Genomic DNA, 17,686 nt, shown 5'->3' on the forward strand with positions numbered 1-17,686 from the left:
AAGCTGCGTATGCTTCGGGAACCTAAACGGCGGATTCGTTTTCTGACACGAGAGCAAGCCAATGGACTGCTCCAAGCGGCACCTGAACATTTGGCACCGGTTATCCGGTATGCCTTATCGACAGGCTGTCGCATGGGGGAGATCTTGAACTTGGAGTGGCGGCGAGTGGATTTTGAACGACAGGTAGCATGGCTAGAACCGGGTACAACAAAGAACGGTGAGGGTCGTGGTATACCGCTCAATCAAGAAGCACTGCTGGCACTACGGTCGGTGAGGGGCCAACACTTTCTTGACCGAAGTGTTACCTATCTCTCCGGTATAAAGTGTGACCTATGTGCTCGGTACACACCCTCTGGTGTACCGATTTCAAGGGCGAATTCCTGTTAGGCAATCGCTGTTATTGCTATCCGCTAACCATGACGGATTACGCCTCACGATATCTACTATCCTGTGAAGGCTTGGAGTCCACCAAGGAAGTCGGCGCTTTTCCTGTCTTTGAGCGGACCTTTAAACAATTTGGCTTACCGCAGGCTATCCGCACCGATAACGGCGTGCCTTTCGCCTCGCCCAATGCGCTTTTTGGTCTGAGCCGACTCTCCGTCTGGTGGTTGCGCCTGGGCATCGCTATCGAGCGGATTCAGCCGGGACAACCGCAGCAGAACGGGCGGCATGAGCGCATGCATTTAACACTGAAGAAGGAGGCCACAAAGCCGCCTGCGTTCAATTTTCTTCAGCAGCAAGAACGATTTGACCAATTTTTAGAGGTCTACAATAACCAGCGCCCTCACCAGGCACTGGGCATGAAGTACCCCGGTGAGCTGTATACACCTTCCACCCGTGAATATCGCGTTCCCGAAGTACCTGAATACCCTTTTCATAATCGCACCGTAAAAATCACGAAGTGCGGACGTATCTGCATCGGCCGCCGAAAAATTAATCTCAGTACGGTGTTCGCCGGTCAATATGTGGGTATTCGCGAGGTCAGTGACAAAATTTGGCTTGTCAGCTTTATGAAATATGACTTAGGATTTTTTGATGAAAACGAAGAAAGGGTTGAGCCAGCGCCCAACCCTTTCTTGACCGAAGTGTTACCTATCTCTCCGGTATAAAGTGTGACCTATGTGCTCGGTACACACCCTGTTTAATATGGCGCGCCCGGAAGGATGACTCGCGCTTCACGCTCTTGCTTCGGCCCTGCGGGCCTCGTCGAACCGTCCGGTTGAAGTCGGAGTTTCGAATCTGCTTTACATGCAATATAAAAAAAGCCCACCCGAAGGTGAGCTTTAGTTTATATGGCGCGCCCGGAAGGATTCGAACCTCCGACCACCTGGTTCGTAGCCAGGTACTCTATCCAGCTGAGCTACGGGCGCTTAACTTTGGAGCGCGAATTCTGAAGATTTTCTGCCCCTTTGTCAACTACATAGCTGACTATAATAATGGCGGAGAGCGAGGGATTAGCTCCCTGCGGTCGCTGTGCTACGCACTGCGTGCTCCGCGATCGAACCTTCCTTATGAATCGAGGGTTCGAATCGTGGACTAACCAACTGCCCACGGTTACTGAACTTCTGTTACCGTCCAGAATAATGGCGGAGAGCGAGGGATTCGAACCCTCGATACGCTATTAACGTATACGCCCTTAGCAGGGGCGCGCCTTCAGCCACTCGGCCAGCTCTCCTAAATCAGTTCACACGTTCAATGGTCCTTACGGACCATCAGGGGCGCGCGTGATTCGGTGCTTCGCACCTCTCCCCTTCGGGGCCGTCCTCCGGACGTTCAGGATCCTGCGGATCCTAGTCAGCCACTCGGCCAGCCCTCCTAAATCAGTTCACACGTTCAATGGTCCTTACGGACCATCAGGGGCGCGCGTAATTCGGTGCTCCGCACCTCTCCCCTTCGGGGCCGTCCTCCGGACGTTCAGGATCCTGCGGATCCTAGTCAGCCACTCGGCCAGCTCTCCTAAATCAGTTCACACGTTCAATGGTCCTTACGGACCATCAGGGGCGCGCGTGATTCGGTGCTTCGCACCTCTCCCCTTCGGGGCCAGCCTGCTAAGCAGACCAAGCCGGGCGTGACCCACCACCCCAAAAGAGGCGGTATTCTAACCCATTTTTTTTCGTATTGCTTCTATGAATTTCACTAAAAAACGGCTTTTGTTTTTGCCGTTTTAAGGCCAAATCCGCACCACACGGCGCAGCCATCGCGTCCAACTAAGGGTATGAATACTGCGGGGCCTGAACGGCCCCGCACAAGCAAACGGTTTACTCGTCTACTATATCTTGGTCAGTCTGCTGTTCACGTTTTATGCGCTCGTAAATCTCTTCACGGTGCACGGTTACATCACGTGGGGCATTGACACCGATACGGACCTGATTACCTTTGACGCCCAGTACCGTTACGGTTACTTCGTCGCCGATCATCAGAGTCTCGCCTACGCGGCGTGTCAAGATCAACATCGTCCAATCTCCCTGTCTAAATTTCCAACTGTGGCGCCTCAAACACAGCCCTTCTGAGGAACTCCATCCTCCGGACAATGAAAGGAAACGCCGCCAACCAAGCACTTACCCCACAGGAGATGTGGTGAAAGAGCGAAGGGATTCTACCAGCTAACACATTGAGAAAAAAGTGAATTAAAGGTTTAATCGCAATGCAAAATGGACCTGCGGCACTGGCAGACGGAACTGACTAGTCCGTATAGATAAACTCTAGCCTATCTTTGCCGGTTCTGCCGCCAGGTCAAAGGCCTCGTGCAACGCACGAACGCCCAGCTCCAGATACTTCTCGTCAACCACTACCGAGATCTTGATTTCGGATGTGGAAATCATGCGGATATTGATTCCCTCTTTCGACAGCGCGGCAAACATGGAGCTGGCAATACCGGCATGTGAGCGCATGCCCACACCCACCAGGGAAATCTTGACAATAGCGTTGTCGCCAATTACCTCCCGTGCACCCAGATCCTTCGCCACATCGTTCAGGATGGACACGGCCTTGTCGTAATCGTTGCGATGCACGGTAAAGGTAAAGTCAGTGGTGCCATCCTGACCGATGTTCTGGATGATCATGTCCACCTCGATATTGGCATCGGAGATGGGACCCAGTATCCGATAAGCCACACCGGGTTGATCCTGCACACCCAGGATGGTCAGTTTGGCCTCATCGCGGTTGAACGCGATCCCTGAAATTTTTGCGTTTTCCATACCCTTGTCCTCAAAGGTGATCAAGGTTCCCTCGCCCTCTTCGAAACTCGAGAGTACGCGCAGGGGTACATTGTATTTACCGGCAAATTCAACCGCCCGGATCTGTAGAACCTTGGATCCGAGGCTGGCCATCTCCAGCATCTCTTCAAACGAAATCTTGCTCATGCGGCGGGCTTTTGGCTCCACCCGTGGGTCGGTGGTGTAGACACCGTCCACATCGGTGAAGATCTGGCACTCATCGGCCTTCAGGGCCGCCGCCAGGGCCACTGCCGTGGTGTCAGAGCCGCCGCGTCCCAGTGTGGTGATTGCACCCTGTTCATCGATACCCTGGAACCCGGCCACCACCACCACGCAACCGGCATCCAGATCGGCCTTGACCTTGATGTCATCGATATCCTGAATACGCGCCTTGCTGTGGGCACTGTCGGTCAGGATATGCACCTGTCCACCGGTATAGGATTTTGCAGGACAATCGATCTTGTGCAGGGCCATGGAGAGCAGTGCGATTGTCACCTGCTCGCCGGTCGATACCAGCACATCCATCTCACGCGCCGAGGGGTGCTCTTCTATCGCCTTGGCCAGCGCGATCAACCGGTTGGTCTCGCCGGACATGGCGGAGACCACCACCACCACCTGATCGCCACGGTTTCTCGCCGCCGCGACCTTTTCGGCAACAGCCTGTATTCTCTCAATGCTGCCGACCGATGTGCCACCGTATTTCTGTACGATAAGGGCCATTGATTCTGCTACTCGCTTTTCAGTTACATAATTCACCCGGCGAGAAGCCGGGCGTCCGAAGGGCGCTAATTAAACAATAAAAGCAGGGTGGTTTCCACGGTTTCGTAAACAGATGCTGCTTACTGTCCCAGCGATTCGCGCACCCATCCCTCAACCGAAGCCAGGGCTCCTGGCAGCGCGGCGGGATCGCTGCCGCCGGCCTGCGCCATGTCGGGCCGGCCACCACCTTTTCCGCCTACCTGTTCGGCAACGAATTTCACAAGATCGCCTGCCTTCAGGGTGGGGATCTGGTCCTTGGTGACACCGGCCACCAGACTGACTTTCTCACCGCTGACCGCCGCCAGCAGGATCACGGCACTGCCCAGCTTGTTTTTCAACTGATCCATGGTGTCGCGCAGGGCCTTGGGATCGACCCCATCCAGCTTGGCTGCAAGCACCTTGACACCGGCCACCTCGACGGCGCTACCGGCCAGATCGCTGCCGGCGGAGCTGGCCAGCTTGCCCTTCAGCTGTTCCAGCTCTTTTTCCAGGCGCCGACTGCGTTCCACCAGTTGGGTGACCTTTTCCGCCACATCGTCACGACCGGATTTAACCAGATCCGCGATCCGCTGCAGCCGCGTTTCATCCTCTTCCACACACTGAATAGCGGCCGCGCCGGTTACCGCTTCGATACGCCGCACGCCAGAGGCTATACCGGTTTCCGAGACAATCTTGAACAAGCCGATATCCCCCACCGCCTTGACGTGGGTGCCGCCACAAAGCTCAGTGGAGAAGTCGCCCATGCGCAACACCCGCACATTGTCGCCGTACTTTTCGCCGAACAGCGCCATCGCTCCGCTCGCCTTGGCATCTTCCAGGGACATGATGCGGGTCTGCACCACATGGTTCTCCCGGATCTGCTCGTTGACCATGCGCTCGATCGCCCTGAGTTGGTCACGACTGACCGGCTCGTAGTGGGAGAAGTCGAAACGCAGGCGCTCGGCATTGACCAGCGAACCCTTCTGCTGGACATGATCGCCCAACACCCGCTGCAGCGCGGCGTGCATCAGGTGGGTGGCGGAGTGATTGAGTGCCGTGGCGGCACGCTTGTAACCATCCACCCGGGCGACCACCTCGGCACCGACCTGGATCGAGTCACCCTGGAAGTTTCCGTGGTGAACGAACACATCGCCACCCTGCTTTTGGGTATCGGTAACGATGAACCGGGTGTCACCACAGACCAGAACACCCTCATCGCCTACCTGACCGCCGGATTCGGCATAGAACGGCGTGCGGTCCAGCACCACCATCCCCGCCTCGCCGTCGCCCAGGGTATCGACGGACTGACCATCCTGGAACAGCGCGATGATGGTCGCCTTGCTTTCCAGTTTCTCGTAGCCGGTAAATTCAGTGGCGCCATCGAGATTGATCTCCACCTGCTGGGCACTGCCGAACTGGCTGGCGGCACGCGCCCGCTCCCGCTGCGCTTCCATTGCCTGTTCAAAACCGGGCATATCCAGGGTCAAATCCCGCTCGCGGGCGATATCCGCGGTCAGATCGGTGGGGAAGCCGTAGGTGTCGTAGAGCTTGAACACGGTCTCGCCGGGGATCTGCTTGCCATCCAGCGATTCGATGGTGTGATCAAGGATTTTCATTCCCTGTTCCAGGGTCTCGGCAAACCGCTCCTCTTCCAGACGCAAAACCCGCGTCACCTGATCGGCCACCTTGGGCAGTTCGGGATAGGCGTCACCCATCTCCTGACTCAGGGGTGCCACCAGTTTATGGAAGAAGGGATCTTTCTTGCCCAGCATGTAGCCATGACGGATGGCGCGCCGGATAATCCGGCGCAAAACATAACCACGCCCCTCATTGGAGGGCAGCACGCCATCCACGATCAAGAATGCACAGGAGCGGATGTGGTCAGCGATGACCCGCAGGGATTTCTCTTCCAGGTTACTGCATCCGGTCACCTCTGCGGCAGCCTTGATCAGATGCTGGAACAGGTCGATCTCATAATTGCTGTGCACCTGCTGCAGCACGGCCGCCAGGCGCTCCAGCCCCATGCCGGTATCCACCGACGGACGGGGTAAGGGGGTCATCTCACCCGACTGATCCCGGTTGAACTGCATGAACACCAGGTTCCAGATCTCGATATAGCGGTCGCCATCCTCTTCCGGCGAACCCGGAGGGCCGCCCCACACGTCGGGACCATGATCGTAGAATATCTCGGAACAGGGGCCACAGGGCCCTGTATCGCCCATGGACCAGAAGTTGTCCTTGGCGCCGCAACGGGAGAAGCGGGTCGGATCGATCTTCATCTCCTTGAGCCAGATATCCTCCGCCTCCTGGTCCTCTTCGTACACCGTCACCCAGAGCTTCTCTTCCGGCAGACCCAGCTCCTCGGTCAGGAACTCCCAGGCGTACTTGATCGCCTCGCACTTGAAATAGTCACCAAAGCTGAAGTTGCCCAGCATCTCAAAAAAGGTGTGGTGACGGGCGGTGTAACCGACATTTTCCAGATCGTTGTGTTTGCCACCGGCGCGCACGCAACGCTGGGAGGTGGTGGCACGCACATAGTCACGCTTTTCCCGCCCCAGAAAGGTGTCCTTGAACTGCACCATACCGGCATTGGTAAACAGCAGAGTGGGATCGTCATGGGGCACCAGCGAACTGCTGGGAACCTCGGTATGTCCCTTCTCGATAAAGAAATTCAGAAAGGCGGTGCGTAATTCGGCGCTGGTCTTCATACAGGCTAGACTTTGTGATTAAACGAAATGGTGGATATTAGGCAGAACCACTGGAGTTGTCACCTGCAATTCTACGGAAATCGACCGGGGAGAACAAATAGACCCGGCCCGGCGCCAGCCTGCCTGATGAAGACGGTTCCCGCCGAAAACCGTCCGGCTTGGACATCGGCACAATCCGCCTTAAGATGTCCGGCCATTTGAGCATACACCGGGGCGACAAGATGCAGATCAGCAACGACAAGGTAGTGACCATCGAATACACCATGACCGACCAGCTCGGCAATCTGCTGGATACCTCGGACAATGGGGATACCGTCTCCTTCATCCAGGGGCGCGGCGCGGTATTTCCGGCTCTGGAAGCGGCCCTGGAAGGAAAATCGATAGGCGAACGCCTGCAGATCACTCTCACCCCGGAACAGGCCTACGGTGCCACCGACGAGCGGCTGATCAAGATAATCCCCCGGGAGCAATTCCGCATGGCGGGTGAAATCACCGTCGGCAGCCGCTTCAAGACCCGCCGCGATGATACCGAGGTGGTAGTCACCGTGGTCAAGGTGGATGAGGAGAGTGTGGTGGTGGATGCCAACCCGCCGCTGGCCGGTGTCACAATCCAGATTGATGTGGTGATTGTCGAGGTACGCGACGCCATCGAGGAAGAGCTGGCCAGTGGCCAGGTTCAGGATATGGACGAGATCTATGCCAAGGAGCAGAAAAAGAGCGTGACGGTGGAGCTCAAGTAGTCATTTGGGCAAAGCCACACGCAGCCCGGGCTGGCCACACTCCACCTCATCCAGCACCTCCGGGTAGTAACACATGTAGCCCGAGTGGCACAGCTCGGGCCGAGCCCGTACATTCGAGGCATAGTCATAAACGGCCTGCGCCGTTGCACCAGAAGTCACCCGGTCACGCACCGATCGCACCAGCTGAATACTCTTCAGCTTGCGTTCCAGCGGCGCCTCCCGCCCGGCGATCTTGATCGCCGTCACCCCATCACTGGCCAGCCGGGAGATGGCGCAGAGACCACAGGGACCGAAGGTGTAGCCCTGTTCAGAGGTCGAAAAACCGCAACTGAATTTGTACCAGGTCCACTCCTTGTAATCGGCCTCGTTCTGCAACAGCGCCTGCTGTGTTACCTTGTCTATACGCTGTCCGTCGGCGCGGTAAAAACTGTACTGATAGGCATCCATGCAGATCGGACCCCCATACTGTTGCGGCAGGTGGATGGTGTGACAGACCCCCTCCTCGTAAATGCAGCCGTCGTTGAGGATGAACGTCTCGAACTCCATGTGCGGCAGGGAGGCGGCAATATCCCGGATCTCATCCAGCTTGAGATAGCGTGGAAAAATGACCCGGTCGACCCCCAGCTCGCCGAAAAAGCGGGCCGACTCACTGTTGCGGCAGGCGGCGATGGAGCTCAGGTGAATCCGGATGCCCAGATCCAGCTCCGCCACCGCCATCAGTAGAGCGGGATCGGCCAGGATCAGGGCATCCCCCCCCTCGCCGGCAAAGCGTCGCGCCAGCTCGATCAGGCACTGCATCTGCGGCTCGGTGTAGTGCTGGGCGTTCAGGGTCAGCATGGACTGTTTCCCGGCCGCATGGGCGGTAGCGATGATCCACTGCATCTCGGCATACTCTCTGATGTTGCCGAACAGCCGACGGCTTACCGTGGAGATGCCGAACTGCCGGGTCCACTCCTGCGGCACCATACCGAAGAACACCTCATCGGCACCCGCCTCCAGAACCGGCTCCAACTCCTCTGCCTTGCTAATCGGCGCAACGATTTTCATTCCAGTCTCCCGCCAGTACCAATCGATTGACCCAACCCTGTTGCAGTGCCTCCGCCAACACCCGTTGCTGCTCTTCCCCATGGCGATAGAAGATGGTATTGCCACGCAGGAAGCTGGGCAGTTCATGAGGACTCTGGCAACCGGTCCGTTGCATGCGGCTGAAATAGACCAGACACTCCTTCTGACAACTGTGTCCAGGCATGAACTTTTGCTGCTTGTCCAGCGACAGCGAGCCCGGCTTGCAGATGCGCCCCTTGAGGGTGTAACCATAAGGAAGGTGCACGGAGAGCCGCAAGCCGTTGGGTTGCAGGTCGGCCGGCTCGGCAAAGGGGCGGATATCAGTTTCCGCCGACTCGATTCCGAAGCGCCGCATCAGTTTCGGATAGAGCGACGACTGCATCCCCGGCGGTATCGCACTGGCCCACTCCGCCGAGGGCAGGCGCGGATCCTTGATCATCTTGCCCATCTGCCGTCCCGCTACCGGACACAGCCGGGGGAATTGCTCCCTCAGCAGTCGCAACACACCCCAATCGTTGACCACCACCTCGCTCTGTTCAGGCAGCCGCTCCAACAACCGGGGCAACAGGTCGATTCCCCGATCAGCCAGCATCGGCGTCAACAGGGTGACACCGAGACCCTGCTCGACGCTCCAATCCACTACCCGTTCAAGCTGGGGACGGTGCGGCAACAGACGTTCACAAAATTCATTACCGAAATGAATCCGGTCAAGCGCACGGTCGGCCAGCTTTTCGGGCAGCACAGTCTCGCGCCAACCCAGAGCCGCCATGCAGTCACGCGCCGTGAGCGGCATGGAAAGACCGGACAGACGTTCCAGTAGCGCAGCATCACAAAGCGTAAAGGCCAGCTCTGGCTCGGACACAGCGGCATTCACCAACGACATGTCAATCTCCTCTCACCTTATTCGGTCGACCCGACATACAACCGCTTCGGTCTTGTGATACGAAAAACCCGGACATAGCATCATCCTGTCCGCCGCTCGGCACCGAAATAGCAGGCATTTTCGCGCAGATAACGTCGGATTGAATCGACATCCGCCGCTCTGCCGGTCGCGAGGTAGGCCGCGATATGCCCGCTCAGATAGCCGGTACCGATACTGGCCCCGGCGACCCGACTGTCCGAACTGCGGACAAATGCACCGAAGTCGGCGTAGCGCGTCTCCAGACAGGACCACTCGGTCTCCTTACAGCGTGCGTCACCTGTCATGCGCAGTACACCGGAATAGGCGGCGGGAAACACCGGATCACCGCGCGCCGGTGTGGCGGCACAGAGCGGTATTCCCGCTGCTGCCGCTGCCGCACAGGCCGCCTGCAAAACCGGCCGGTCAGCCCGCAGGCCGAGACTGAGATTGATCAGATCCACCTGCTGCTCCAGCAACCAATGGATAGCCGCCGCGACCTGTGATGGTGTGGTGGTAAAGCGCTCGGTAAACACCTGGGCCACCGCCAGTCGGGCGGCCGGGGCTGTCGTGGTGATGGCGCGGATTACGGCTGTTCCGTGCTGAACGCAGTCGTACTGCGTCTCACGCTGCACCAGCATTTCGGAATCAACCACGAAGGCCGCGGCACAATCAACAGTCTGCGCCTGATCACGGCTGAAGCCGCTGTCCACCACACCCACCGTGACCACTCTATTCATAGGCCATCTCCAGCCGGGGCAGCACCTCAATCACCCCGTCATCCAGTTTTAGTACTATCGATGTCGCATCGGACAACGCGGGGCGATGACTGATCAGTATCCGGGTACGATCGGCAAACAGCTCATCCACCGCTGCGATGATCTCTGTCTCCGTCTCCTGGTCGACGGCCGAGGTTGCCTCATCCAACACCAGTACCAACGGATCCTGCAACAGGGCGCGGGCGATCGCCACCCGCTGCTTCTGCCCGCCGGACAGCTGCACGCCCCTTTCACCAACCTGGCTGGAGATACCCTCCGGCAGGCGCTCGATCAGCTCTCCCAGACGGGCACGCCTGGCTGCGGCCAGTATCGCGTTCTCATCCGCCTGTGGCGCTGCGTAACGCAGATTCTCAAACAGACTGCCGCGAAACAGCACAATATCCTGACTCACCACCGCCACCCGTTGGCGGATCGCTTGCGGATCACAGTCACGCAGATCAACACCATCCAGCAGGATGCGTCCCGACTGCGGATCATAGTGACGCTGCAACAGGTCAATCAGGGTCGACTTGCCGACACCGGAACGCCCGGTCAGAAGCACCTTGCTGCCGGCAGGAATAGCGATATTCAACCCCTGCAACACCTGCTGGGTACGCCCGGGATAAGCGAAGGAGACTGAATCAAACACAATATCCCCACCTGTTTTCCGCAATGGACACGGTGTATCGGGCGGCGTCACACTTGCCGGGCTGAAACGCAACTCCGCCACGCGACCCAGGCTCACAGAAACCCGCTGGATCGACACATAAAGTCCCAACAGGCTCTGCACCGGACCAATGGCCATACCCAGATAGGTGGAGAAGGCAATCAACGCACCCAGTTGCCAATGCCCGTCAATCACCCAGAACCCGCCGACAATAAAGGCGCCCGCCCGGGACAGGGAGGTCAACATACCGGGGACGGCACGGGTAAAGAACTCGGTCATCTGCAGCTTGATCAGATCCCCCAGATAGTGGTCGCCAAGACCACCCAGGCGCCTGGCCTCACGCGCCTCCTGGCCCACCGACTGGATGAACTTCATCGCCGGCAGGGTCTCCACCAGGAAAGAGGAGAGATCGGCCGAGCGCTCCCGCAGGGTCCGGGTTCGCTGCTCCAGCTTGCGCCGCATCCAGCGCATCCACAGCACTTCGACGGGGATCAGCAGCGCCACAATCAGCGACAACTGCCAGGAGAGCATCAACATCAACACCACCGCCCCAATCAGGCCCAGAATGCTGGAGATGGCGGCAAACAGGGAGTCAACGGCAAAGCGCTGGATCTCGGCCACATCCCCGTCCAGGCGGGAGAGGATATCTCCGGTCCGGCGCTCACCGTAAAACGTGGGCGACAGGGTCTGCAGATGCCGGTAGAGATCTTCGCGCAACCGGAACAGGATGCGACCCGACAGGAGGGTATGCAGATAGCGATTCAGGCCCGACAGCGCCATGCCCAGGATCCCGATCAGAATCATCACAAGCGCTACATTGACCAGCAGATCCCGATCACCGGCCAGCAATCCGTCGTCAATCAATACCTTGGTCAACCAGGGCTGCAACAGCGCCTGAGCGGTGGCCAGCAGTGAAAGGAGAAGCAGCACCAACATGCGATAACGCATGGGCCAGACAAAGCCGTACACCCAGCCCAAAGCGGCCCGTGCGGCCGCTTGTGTGTTCGGCTCGCTGGAGCTAATCAGCCGGTCAAACATGATCGACCGAAAATCCACGCGCGCGCACCCCTCGGCTCGGGCTTCCTCGACAACCAGTTCCCGACGTTGTCTGCCACCGCCATCCCTGGAGACGTGCGCTTGGGGTGATGGATCCACTCCGGGATAAAACAGCCCCCCGGCATGGGGGGCCGATCTGGCGGGAACATCACGTGGCTATTCCTGCAATCTCACCAGACGCATATCCGCGGTAGACATATCGCCCGGCAGTTGAATGCTACCGATTTTCTTCAGCGTCTCGGGGTCATGCACCGAGATATCGCTGGAGGTTCCTCCGACATAGAGAGTGCTGCCATCCGATGTCATGTTGATGGTGTAATAGGTGTGATCCATATCCGTTACGGCCAGGGTTTTCTTCTCCTTGATGTTGTGCTTGGAGAGCGTATTGAAGGCCCCATAGATGATATTGGAATCGTGCGGATCGGATACCCAGCTGAATACAATGAACTGAAAGGGGACCGTCTCCATTTGCTCCACCGCACCAGACTTCAGGTCGACCCGGCTCATGCCCCACCACCAGTCCGCAGTCTCAAAGTTCATACTGTCATCCTTAAACTCTGCGGTGACATAGGCCATGATGTATTCACCAACATGCTCACCCTGGGAAGAGACAGCGAAGGCATCCGGCGTGAGCCAGCGCGCACCCCGTTCCCAGTTCTGCAGTTTACTGATGACACGCACCGTTCCGGTCCGCGGATCAATCGCCTTGAGATCGGCGCCTCCCAAAACCACCTCACCGTTATCCATGGTGGCAATCTTGGTGATGCGACGATCTACCGGCCAGCTGCGGCTTGGTTGCACATCGAGCCCCGCCGTCGTATCGAACACGGCAAGCTGCGGTTGCATGACCTCATAACGGTCATCCAGCTCACGCACCGGATTCTGTACGGTATAGAGCTCCTTGCCATCGGGACTGACGGCCAACGAGAAGAACGTCTTCACAATCACGTCACTACTTGACTGCTTGGCGGAAAAGACCATTTTGCAGTCGGTAATATCAAAGCCGTATATGTCTTCCCACTTGTTGGACAACACATAGGCGATACGGCCATCCGGCGACATGGCGATTGAGCCCGCACCGAAATAGCCAGGGACATCGCAGGAGCGGGTGATGCTGTTGGTTTGGGTGTCGATTACCTGCAGCTGATTCGGCCGGGTCACCGTCAACAGATACTCATGGGGCGCCGTGGTGGCGGCCTGTTTCACGTTGCCATGACAACCCGACAGGATTACGCCCACTCCGGCAAGTGCCAGCAATGCCCGTACAGTTCTTTTTTTGGTTTTCATCAAACTCATCTCCATCACTCATCTTCCGGGAAGATGCCATCCAGCTTACGCCAGTCAACATTCGCCTTATCTATCCCCTTGGACCAATCCGGATAGGTGCTCATGGTGTCCGGTACCTGGGCAGGCCACCAGCAGGCGTCCGCGCAGCCATACAGATCCGACTCCATTGGCGCGCAGAGTGAAGCGAGACCGCCGAACGGATCCACCTCCCAGCCCGGATCGGTGGTCGCGGTACAGCCGACAACCGTCTGCATGGCCATCACCTCTTCAACTTCTTCCCGACTGACTGCCTCTTCCACTGCTTTGGCTTTTTTATTAATAGACTTCAGATGTTTCATTTCAGAAACTCCTCCTGGGTAATACGTGATTCTCGAAAAAACCGGGATTTTCGAGCATGAGCCGTGAATAGACCTGCACACCAAAATCAATCCAGTCTCGCATCAGGTCGCAATAATGGTAGGCCGGTACGGCTGGATCACCGGTTTTTGCATAACTTTCGTGATAGCAGCCGCCGGAACAGAAATTGCGGATGCGACAGGTCTCACATCCTGTGGCAGTGCGATCCAGGCGCTGTTCCACAAAACTGGCCAGGCGGGGCTTGTCGATACCCGTCCGAACCGTACCGAACTTCGGCAGCGCGGAACCGGTAAAGCGATGACAGAGATTCAGTCCCCCTTCCGTGTCCACCGCCAGTAGTGCTACGCCCGCCCCACAGGGCAGCTGTTTTTTATTACCTTCATGCAGATCGGTCATCAGCTGGTGCATATTGCCAAAGCCGAGACTGCGATTCTCCAGCGCCTGCCCAAGATAGCGCTGCCCGAGGCGCTTCATACCCTCAAACACCTGCTGCAGCTCATCCGGCCGAAGATTGAATGCCGCAATATCACCGGAGGTCACCGGACCAAAACCGACTTCATGGAATCCCAGGTCGTGGTGGAGATGGTCAAAAATGGCCGCCACATCGATGACTCCGTGAGTGAGTGTTACCCGGCAGCCGACCGGACGCGACATACCGGCCTCCAACAACATTTTCACCTTTTCACTGACAAGGTCATAAGTGCCATGTCCACCGACCGTCAGCCGGTTCCGGTCATGCAGGCTGCGCGGTCCATCCATGGAAACCGTGAGTCCGAACCGGTGTTGCTTGAACCAGTCAATCAAATCGGGCGTTAGCAAGGTAGCATTGGTGGTCAGGGTAAAATCAGGCCTGGCTCCCAGCTCCGTAAAGCGGCTTTCACAATAGGCCACCACTTTGCGAATCAGTGGCATATGGGTCAGCGGTTCGCCGCCAAAGAAGACGATGTTGTACTTCGCCTGCCCCGGTGACTCCCGCAACAGCATCTCGATCGACTCAACGGCTGTTTCATAGGACATCTTCTGCCCATCGGACGGAGTCGCCAGATCCTCCTTGTAACAATAGGTGCAGCTCAGATTACAGCCGGTATTGACATTCAGCACCAGGGTCGTAAGCGGAAAGTTCTGTACGCTGACCGGCGGCAGATTCAACCTCGCCGCCTTACCGTCATCGCAAAGTATTTCCAAGGACTTCAGGTCGTCTATCGTCTCGCTCAGATCGGCCTGGTGAAAATGCGTGCTCAGCCGTTGGTCGATCAATTGCCTGCTGACCGTTCCGTGTTCATCAAACAGATCCAGCAGGGCACCACTCAACTCATCGAGTTCAAACAGGCTGCTGGTCGGTATATGGAACAGCATGTCATGCCGGTCCACCGCCATCCGATGCAGGTTGGGTCTGACCAGTGTCAGGTTATCCATGGCTCACCTCTGTGGATTGCATTCGCTTATGTATCGTAAACACAACCCGACCTAAAGCACCGAGGCCCGGACAAAATGCTGCACCGTCACCAGCAGATGGCCTTCGCCACTCACCTTGTTACCGGCGTCATCAACCGTGCCAACCACGTTCAGGTTGCCCACGTTATTGGTGGACATCTTGCGTTCCGGATTGGGTCCGGCATCACCTGGGACAAACACGCCGTGTGCATCGATAGCGCCGGCATATTTGAGGTCGTTGTCTTCCCTGGCCGTCTCATCAAAAGGTTTCAGAGACCAGGTGGCCGGCATATAACCCAGCCGGACATCGTCCTCGGTGCCGGGCTTGCCATCGGCACCGGCAGCATAACCTACCGCCCGATAGGCCGATTTCGCCTTGGCAATCGGCGTGCCGTTACCGCCGACTCTTGCAACCGACTCGCCGGGCACAACATCAACCCGCGCCACCTTGTCATACACCGCCAGTGCGGCAGGAGCCTGAGCCTTACCGACGACAACGTCACGCAGACCCACCACGGCGTCCTTTTCCGCCTCAACCAGCAAACGAATACGGTTCGCTCCGGCAGCCAGCGTCTTGACTATCCGCAGGCCTTCGCCCAACGCCGGCGTACCTTTCAGCCCAACACCGACAATGGTGATCTCCTGCCTTGCTCCCTGACGAACATGGGAGGGCATTACGCCGGTCACCGCGTGGTCCCCTTTGGCCGCCCGCTGCGCCACCATGGCCGCACCCAGTTCATTCGCCTCCGCCATGAACAGACGCCCCTGCATCCGCGTTCCCTGTTCATTGGCCGCCAGGATCTGGCGCATCTTGATGCCATCCAGCGTCAGCGACGCACGCCATTCGTAGCCTGTATAGGTAATCGCCTGCCCACTACCCGTGAGCGGCGTGCCATCGGCGTACTGCCCGATGACTTGCAGACCATACAAGTCTCCGCCTTTGGCGCGGACCTGCATCAGCGCGTCAAAATCACCCTTTCCGGGTATGTATCCGGTGATTGCCCAGTCATGTTCGAAGGTCGGCTTATCCGCCGCCTGCCACGACTTCCAGGCTGCGGATTCAAATGGATAATCCTGTGCCAGCTTCGGAACGACTTGATTCATGGCAAGATCGAACCAGGGGCGGTCACGCGCCAAGGAATGCAGTTCCAGCGTGGGAATCTGTCCCATGTGGAATTGAACCAGTAGCGACCACTCCTCTTTGGTACGACGCTGCAGGCCAAAACGGGCGCCGGAGTGACAGCGGGCACACATCTCGGCATAGGCGGGATCGTTGTTTTCCAGCAGGTTGCCGTCACGCTCCACTCCGTAGCGCAGGGCTGCGGTCTCTGATGGCGCCAGCCCCTGGGTATCGGAAAGGAATTTGTGTACCTGTTTTCGTTCATCCGCCGACATTTTAGCTTCATGAATGCTGACCATTCGCTGTATGGTCATCTGCCACCCTTCGGGGGTTTTGCGCTGTTCACTGATCCTGGAGTAAGGCAGACTTGGGTTGCCGGTTTCACTATGGCAATCCATGCAGCGCTTCTGGATTATCTGTTCGCCACTCATAGGCTGTGAAGCGGCGTAAAGCACGCTGTTCCCAGCAAGGGCAAGAAACCCTCCGATCAGAAGTGCGCTTTTTTTGCTGATCTGTTTCAAACCACCACTCCTTCATATTTGATTGTTATAAAATCGCCGCAAGATTGCCGGCGCAACTATATTTCATCATCCCAAGAGGCGGGAGGACTGACAATTCCCCCGGGGCTATTGCCAGCCTTTGATTGCCAGCCTAAAGTATCTTCCCTGCGTTAACGAAGTTCTGCCGAAATGTTCTAATTTGTCGCGATGTGTAACGAAATGTAAACGAGATCATTTCAATATTTCCGCCCGACATGGATAACCAGTAATGACTAATATTCTTCCCTACTTAATAACCTGACAAGTCACGCCCAATGGATAGTATTCCCTACACTTTGTATGAAATACTAGGCGCCGTCATAGCCGCTGGAACAGCCATGCAGGACCGGCTTCGGCCTCACCGATACAAGGCACGCCATGCAGACTGATCGCAAACAGACCACCATACTGATCGTTGAGGATGACGCCGCTTCACGCGCGCTACTGGTCAGTTATTTCTCCAGTGAAGGCTACCATGTGCTGGAGACGGAACAGGCCGAAGATTTGGTGCGCCGTGTAAAGGACGAACAGATCGACCTGGTTTTGCTGGATATCAATCTTCCGGGAAAGGATGGCCTGACCGTTACCCGGGAGCTCCGCGCGGAGTCGAAAGTCGGCATTATACTGGTTACCAGCAAAGGCGATGAGATCGACCGGATTGTCGGTCTGGAACTGGGGGCCGATGACTATGTCACCAAACCATTCAATCCCCGGGAACTGTTGGTGCGGGCCAAAAATCTGCTCTGGCGTGTACATGACAGTCAACAGTTGAAAATGCATCATGCCGATCCCGACGTGCTCCGTTTTGAGGGATGGCAACTCGACTGCAGTAGAAGACTGCTATCGGCGCCAGACAGGACATCGGAACGCTTGCCGGAGGGTGAATTCAAGTTGTTGCAAACGCTGGTTTCCCGGCCCGGGGTCGTCCTCTCCAGGGACCAGCTACTGGATGCGATCCGCGATCGGGAATGGACACCCAACGACCGCTCTGTTGATGTGTTGATCGGCCGGTTACGGCGCAAACTGAAAGACAATCCAGCCAAACCCGCCTTTATCCTCACGGCACATGGCGCGGGTTACGTGTTTGCGGGAAAACCGGACTGA

General features: G+C 57.3%; 15 protein-coding genes and 2 tRNA genes. 4 read left to right on the top strand and 13 right to left on the bottom strand.

Features of this window, described 5'->3' with window-relative positions; genetic code table 11:
- Positions 1 to 9 precede the first annotated feature (9 nt).
- Together ACHZBF_RS12000 and ACHZBF_RS12005 are read left to right on the top strand one after the other, a co-directional pair.
- On the top strand, positions 10 to 387 hold the full coding sequence (locus ACHZBF_RS12000; RefSeq protein WP_394707590.1) for a tyrosine-type recombinase/integrase: 378 nt from the start codon (positions 10 to 12) through the stop codon (positions 385 to 387).
- Positions 333 to 1,109, top strand: a complete 777-nt coding sequence (locus tag ACHZBF_RS12005) for an integrase core domain-containing protein (protein WP_335342976.1) — start codon at positions 333 to 335, stop codon at positions 1,107 to 1,109. The genes ACHZBF_RS12000 and ACHZBF_RS12005 overlap by 55 nt, the downstream gene beginning before the upstream one ends.
- A gap of 184 nt (positions 1,110 to 1,293) precedes the next feature.
- On the opposite strand, the gene ACHZBF_RS12010 is transcribed toward ACHZBF_RS12005, so the two are convergent.
- The 5 genes from ACHZBF_RS12010 to alaS form a co-directional block, all read right to left on the bottom strand.
- Positions 1,294 to 1,370: transfer RNA gene (locus ACHZBF_RS12010), tRNA-Arg, on the bottom strand.
- 214 nt (positions 1,371 to 1,584) lie between these two features.
- Positions 1,585 to 1,675 (bottom strand) — tRNA-Ser (locus ACHZBF_RS12015).
- A gap of 583 nt (positions 1,676 to 2,258) precedes the next feature.
- Entirely contained in the window at positions 2,259 to 2,453 is a 195-nt protein-coding gene (gene csrA / locus ACHZBF_RS12020; RefSeq protein ID WP_029133414.1) for a carbon storage regulator CsrA, read from the bottom strand.
- Positions 2,454 to 2,702: 249 nt separating this feature from the next.
- Complete coding sequence (locus ACHZBF_RS12025; RefSeq protein ID WP_029133415.1) at positions 2,703 to 3,935, bottom strand: aspartate kinase; 1,233 nt, start codon at positions 3,933 to 3,935, stop codon at positions 2,703 to 2,705.
- Between the two features lie 119 nt (positions 3,936 to 4,054).
- Positions 4,055 to 6,661, bottom strand: a complete 2,607-nt coding sequence (gene alaS / locus ACHZBF_RS12030; RefSeq protein WP_321528570.1) for an alanine--tRNA ligase — start codon at positions 6,659 to 6,661, stop codon at positions 4,055 to 4,057.
- A gap of 221 nt (positions 6,662 to 6,882) precedes the next feature.
- Here alaS and ACHZBF_RS12035 point away from each other — a divergent pair, with 221 nt between their 5' ends.
- Positions 6,883 to 7,401 (top strand): FKBP-type peptidyl-prolyl cis-trans isomerase, encoded by a 519-nt coding sequence (locus tag ACHZBF_RS12035; protein WP_394707575.1) that lies wholly within the window; start codon positions 6,883 to 6,885, stop codon positions 7,399 to 7,401.
- On the opposite strand, the gene ACHZBF_RS12040 is transcribed toward ACHZBF_RS12035, so the two are convergent.
- The 8 genes from ACHZBF_RS12040 to peaA form a co-directional block, all read right to left on the bottom strand.
- On the bottom strand, positions 7,402 to 8,448 hold the full coding sequence (locus tag ACHZBF_RS12040) for a U32 family peptidase (protein WP_321528572.1): 1,047 nt from the start codon (positions 8,446 to 8,448) through the stop codon (positions 7,402 to 7,404).
- The gene (locus tag ACHZBF_RS12045; RefSeq protein WP_051302183.1) at positions 8,426 to 9,349 is read right to left on the bottom strand and encodes a hypothetical protein; all 924 of its coding nucleotides are present in this window, start codon (positions 9,347 to 9,349) and stop codon (positions 8,426 to 8,428) included. The genes ACHZBF_RS12040 and ACHZBF_RS12045 overlap by 23 nt, the downstream gene beginning before the upstream one ends.
- 80 nt (positions 9,350 to 9,429) lie before the next feature.
- Positions 9,430 to 10,104, bottom strand: coding sequence for a subtilisin-like serine protease QhpE (gene qhpE / locus ACHZBF_RS12050; protein ID WP_029133419.1), 675 nt, complete (start codon positions 10,102 to 10,104; stop codon positions 9,430 to 9,432).
- A complete protein-coding gene (locus tag ACHZBF_RS12055) occupies positions 10,097 to 11,827 on the bottom strand; it encodes an ABC transporter ATP-binding protein (RefSeq protein ID WP_321529381.1) in 1,731 nt (576 codons plus the stop codon). Before ACHZBF_RS12055 ends, qhpE begins: the two co-directional genes overlap by 8 nt.
- A 174-nt stretch (positions 11,828 to 12,001) precedes the next feature.
- Entirely contained in the window at positions 12,002 to 13,132 is a 1,131-nt protein-coding gene (gene peaD, locus ACHZBF_RS12060; RefSeq protein ID WP_321528573.1) for a quinohemoprotein amine dehydrogenase subunit beta, read from the bottom strand.
- A 14-nt stretch (positions 13,133 to 13,146) separates the two neighbouring features.
- Positions 13,147 to 13,470, bottom strand: a complete 324-nt coding sequence (gene qhpC / locus ACHZBF_RS12065) for a quinohemoprotein amine dehydrogenase subunit gamma (protein WP_273439650.1) — start codon at positions 13,468 to 13,470, stop codon at positions 13,147 to 13,149.
- A 1-nt stretch (position 13,471) separates the two neighbouring features.
- A complete protein-coding gene (gene peaB / locus ACHZBF_RS12070; protein ID WP_321528574.1) occupies positions 13,472 to 14,905 on the bottom strand; it encodes a quinohemoprotein amine dehydrogenase maturation protein in 1,434 nt (477 codons plus the stop codon).
- Positions 14,906 to 14,956: 51 nt separating this feature from the next.
- Positions 14,957 to 16,564, bottom strand: coding sequence for a quinohemoprotein amine dehydrogenase subunit alpha (gene peaA, locus ACHZBF_RS12075; RefSeq protein WP_321528575.1), 1,608 nt, complete (start codon positions 16,562 to 16,564; stop codon positions 14,957 to 14,959).
- Between the two features lie 396 nt (positions 16,565 to 16,960).
- Here peaA and ACHZBF_RS12080 point away from each other — a divergent pair, with 396 nt between their 5' ends.
- Positions 16,961 to 17,686 carry a response regulator gene (locus ACHZBF_RS12080; protein ID WP_273439653.1) on the top strand — a complete coding sequence of 242 codons (726 nt, stop codon included), beginning with the start codon at positions 16,961 to 16,963 and terminating at the stop codon, positions 17,684 to 17,686.

The sequence above is a fragment of the Sedimenticola selenatireducens genome (genome assembly GCF_963675335.2).
GTDB lineage: Bacteria > Pseudomonadota > Gammaproteobacteria > Chromatiales > Chromatiaceae > Sedimenticola > Sedimenticola selenatireducens.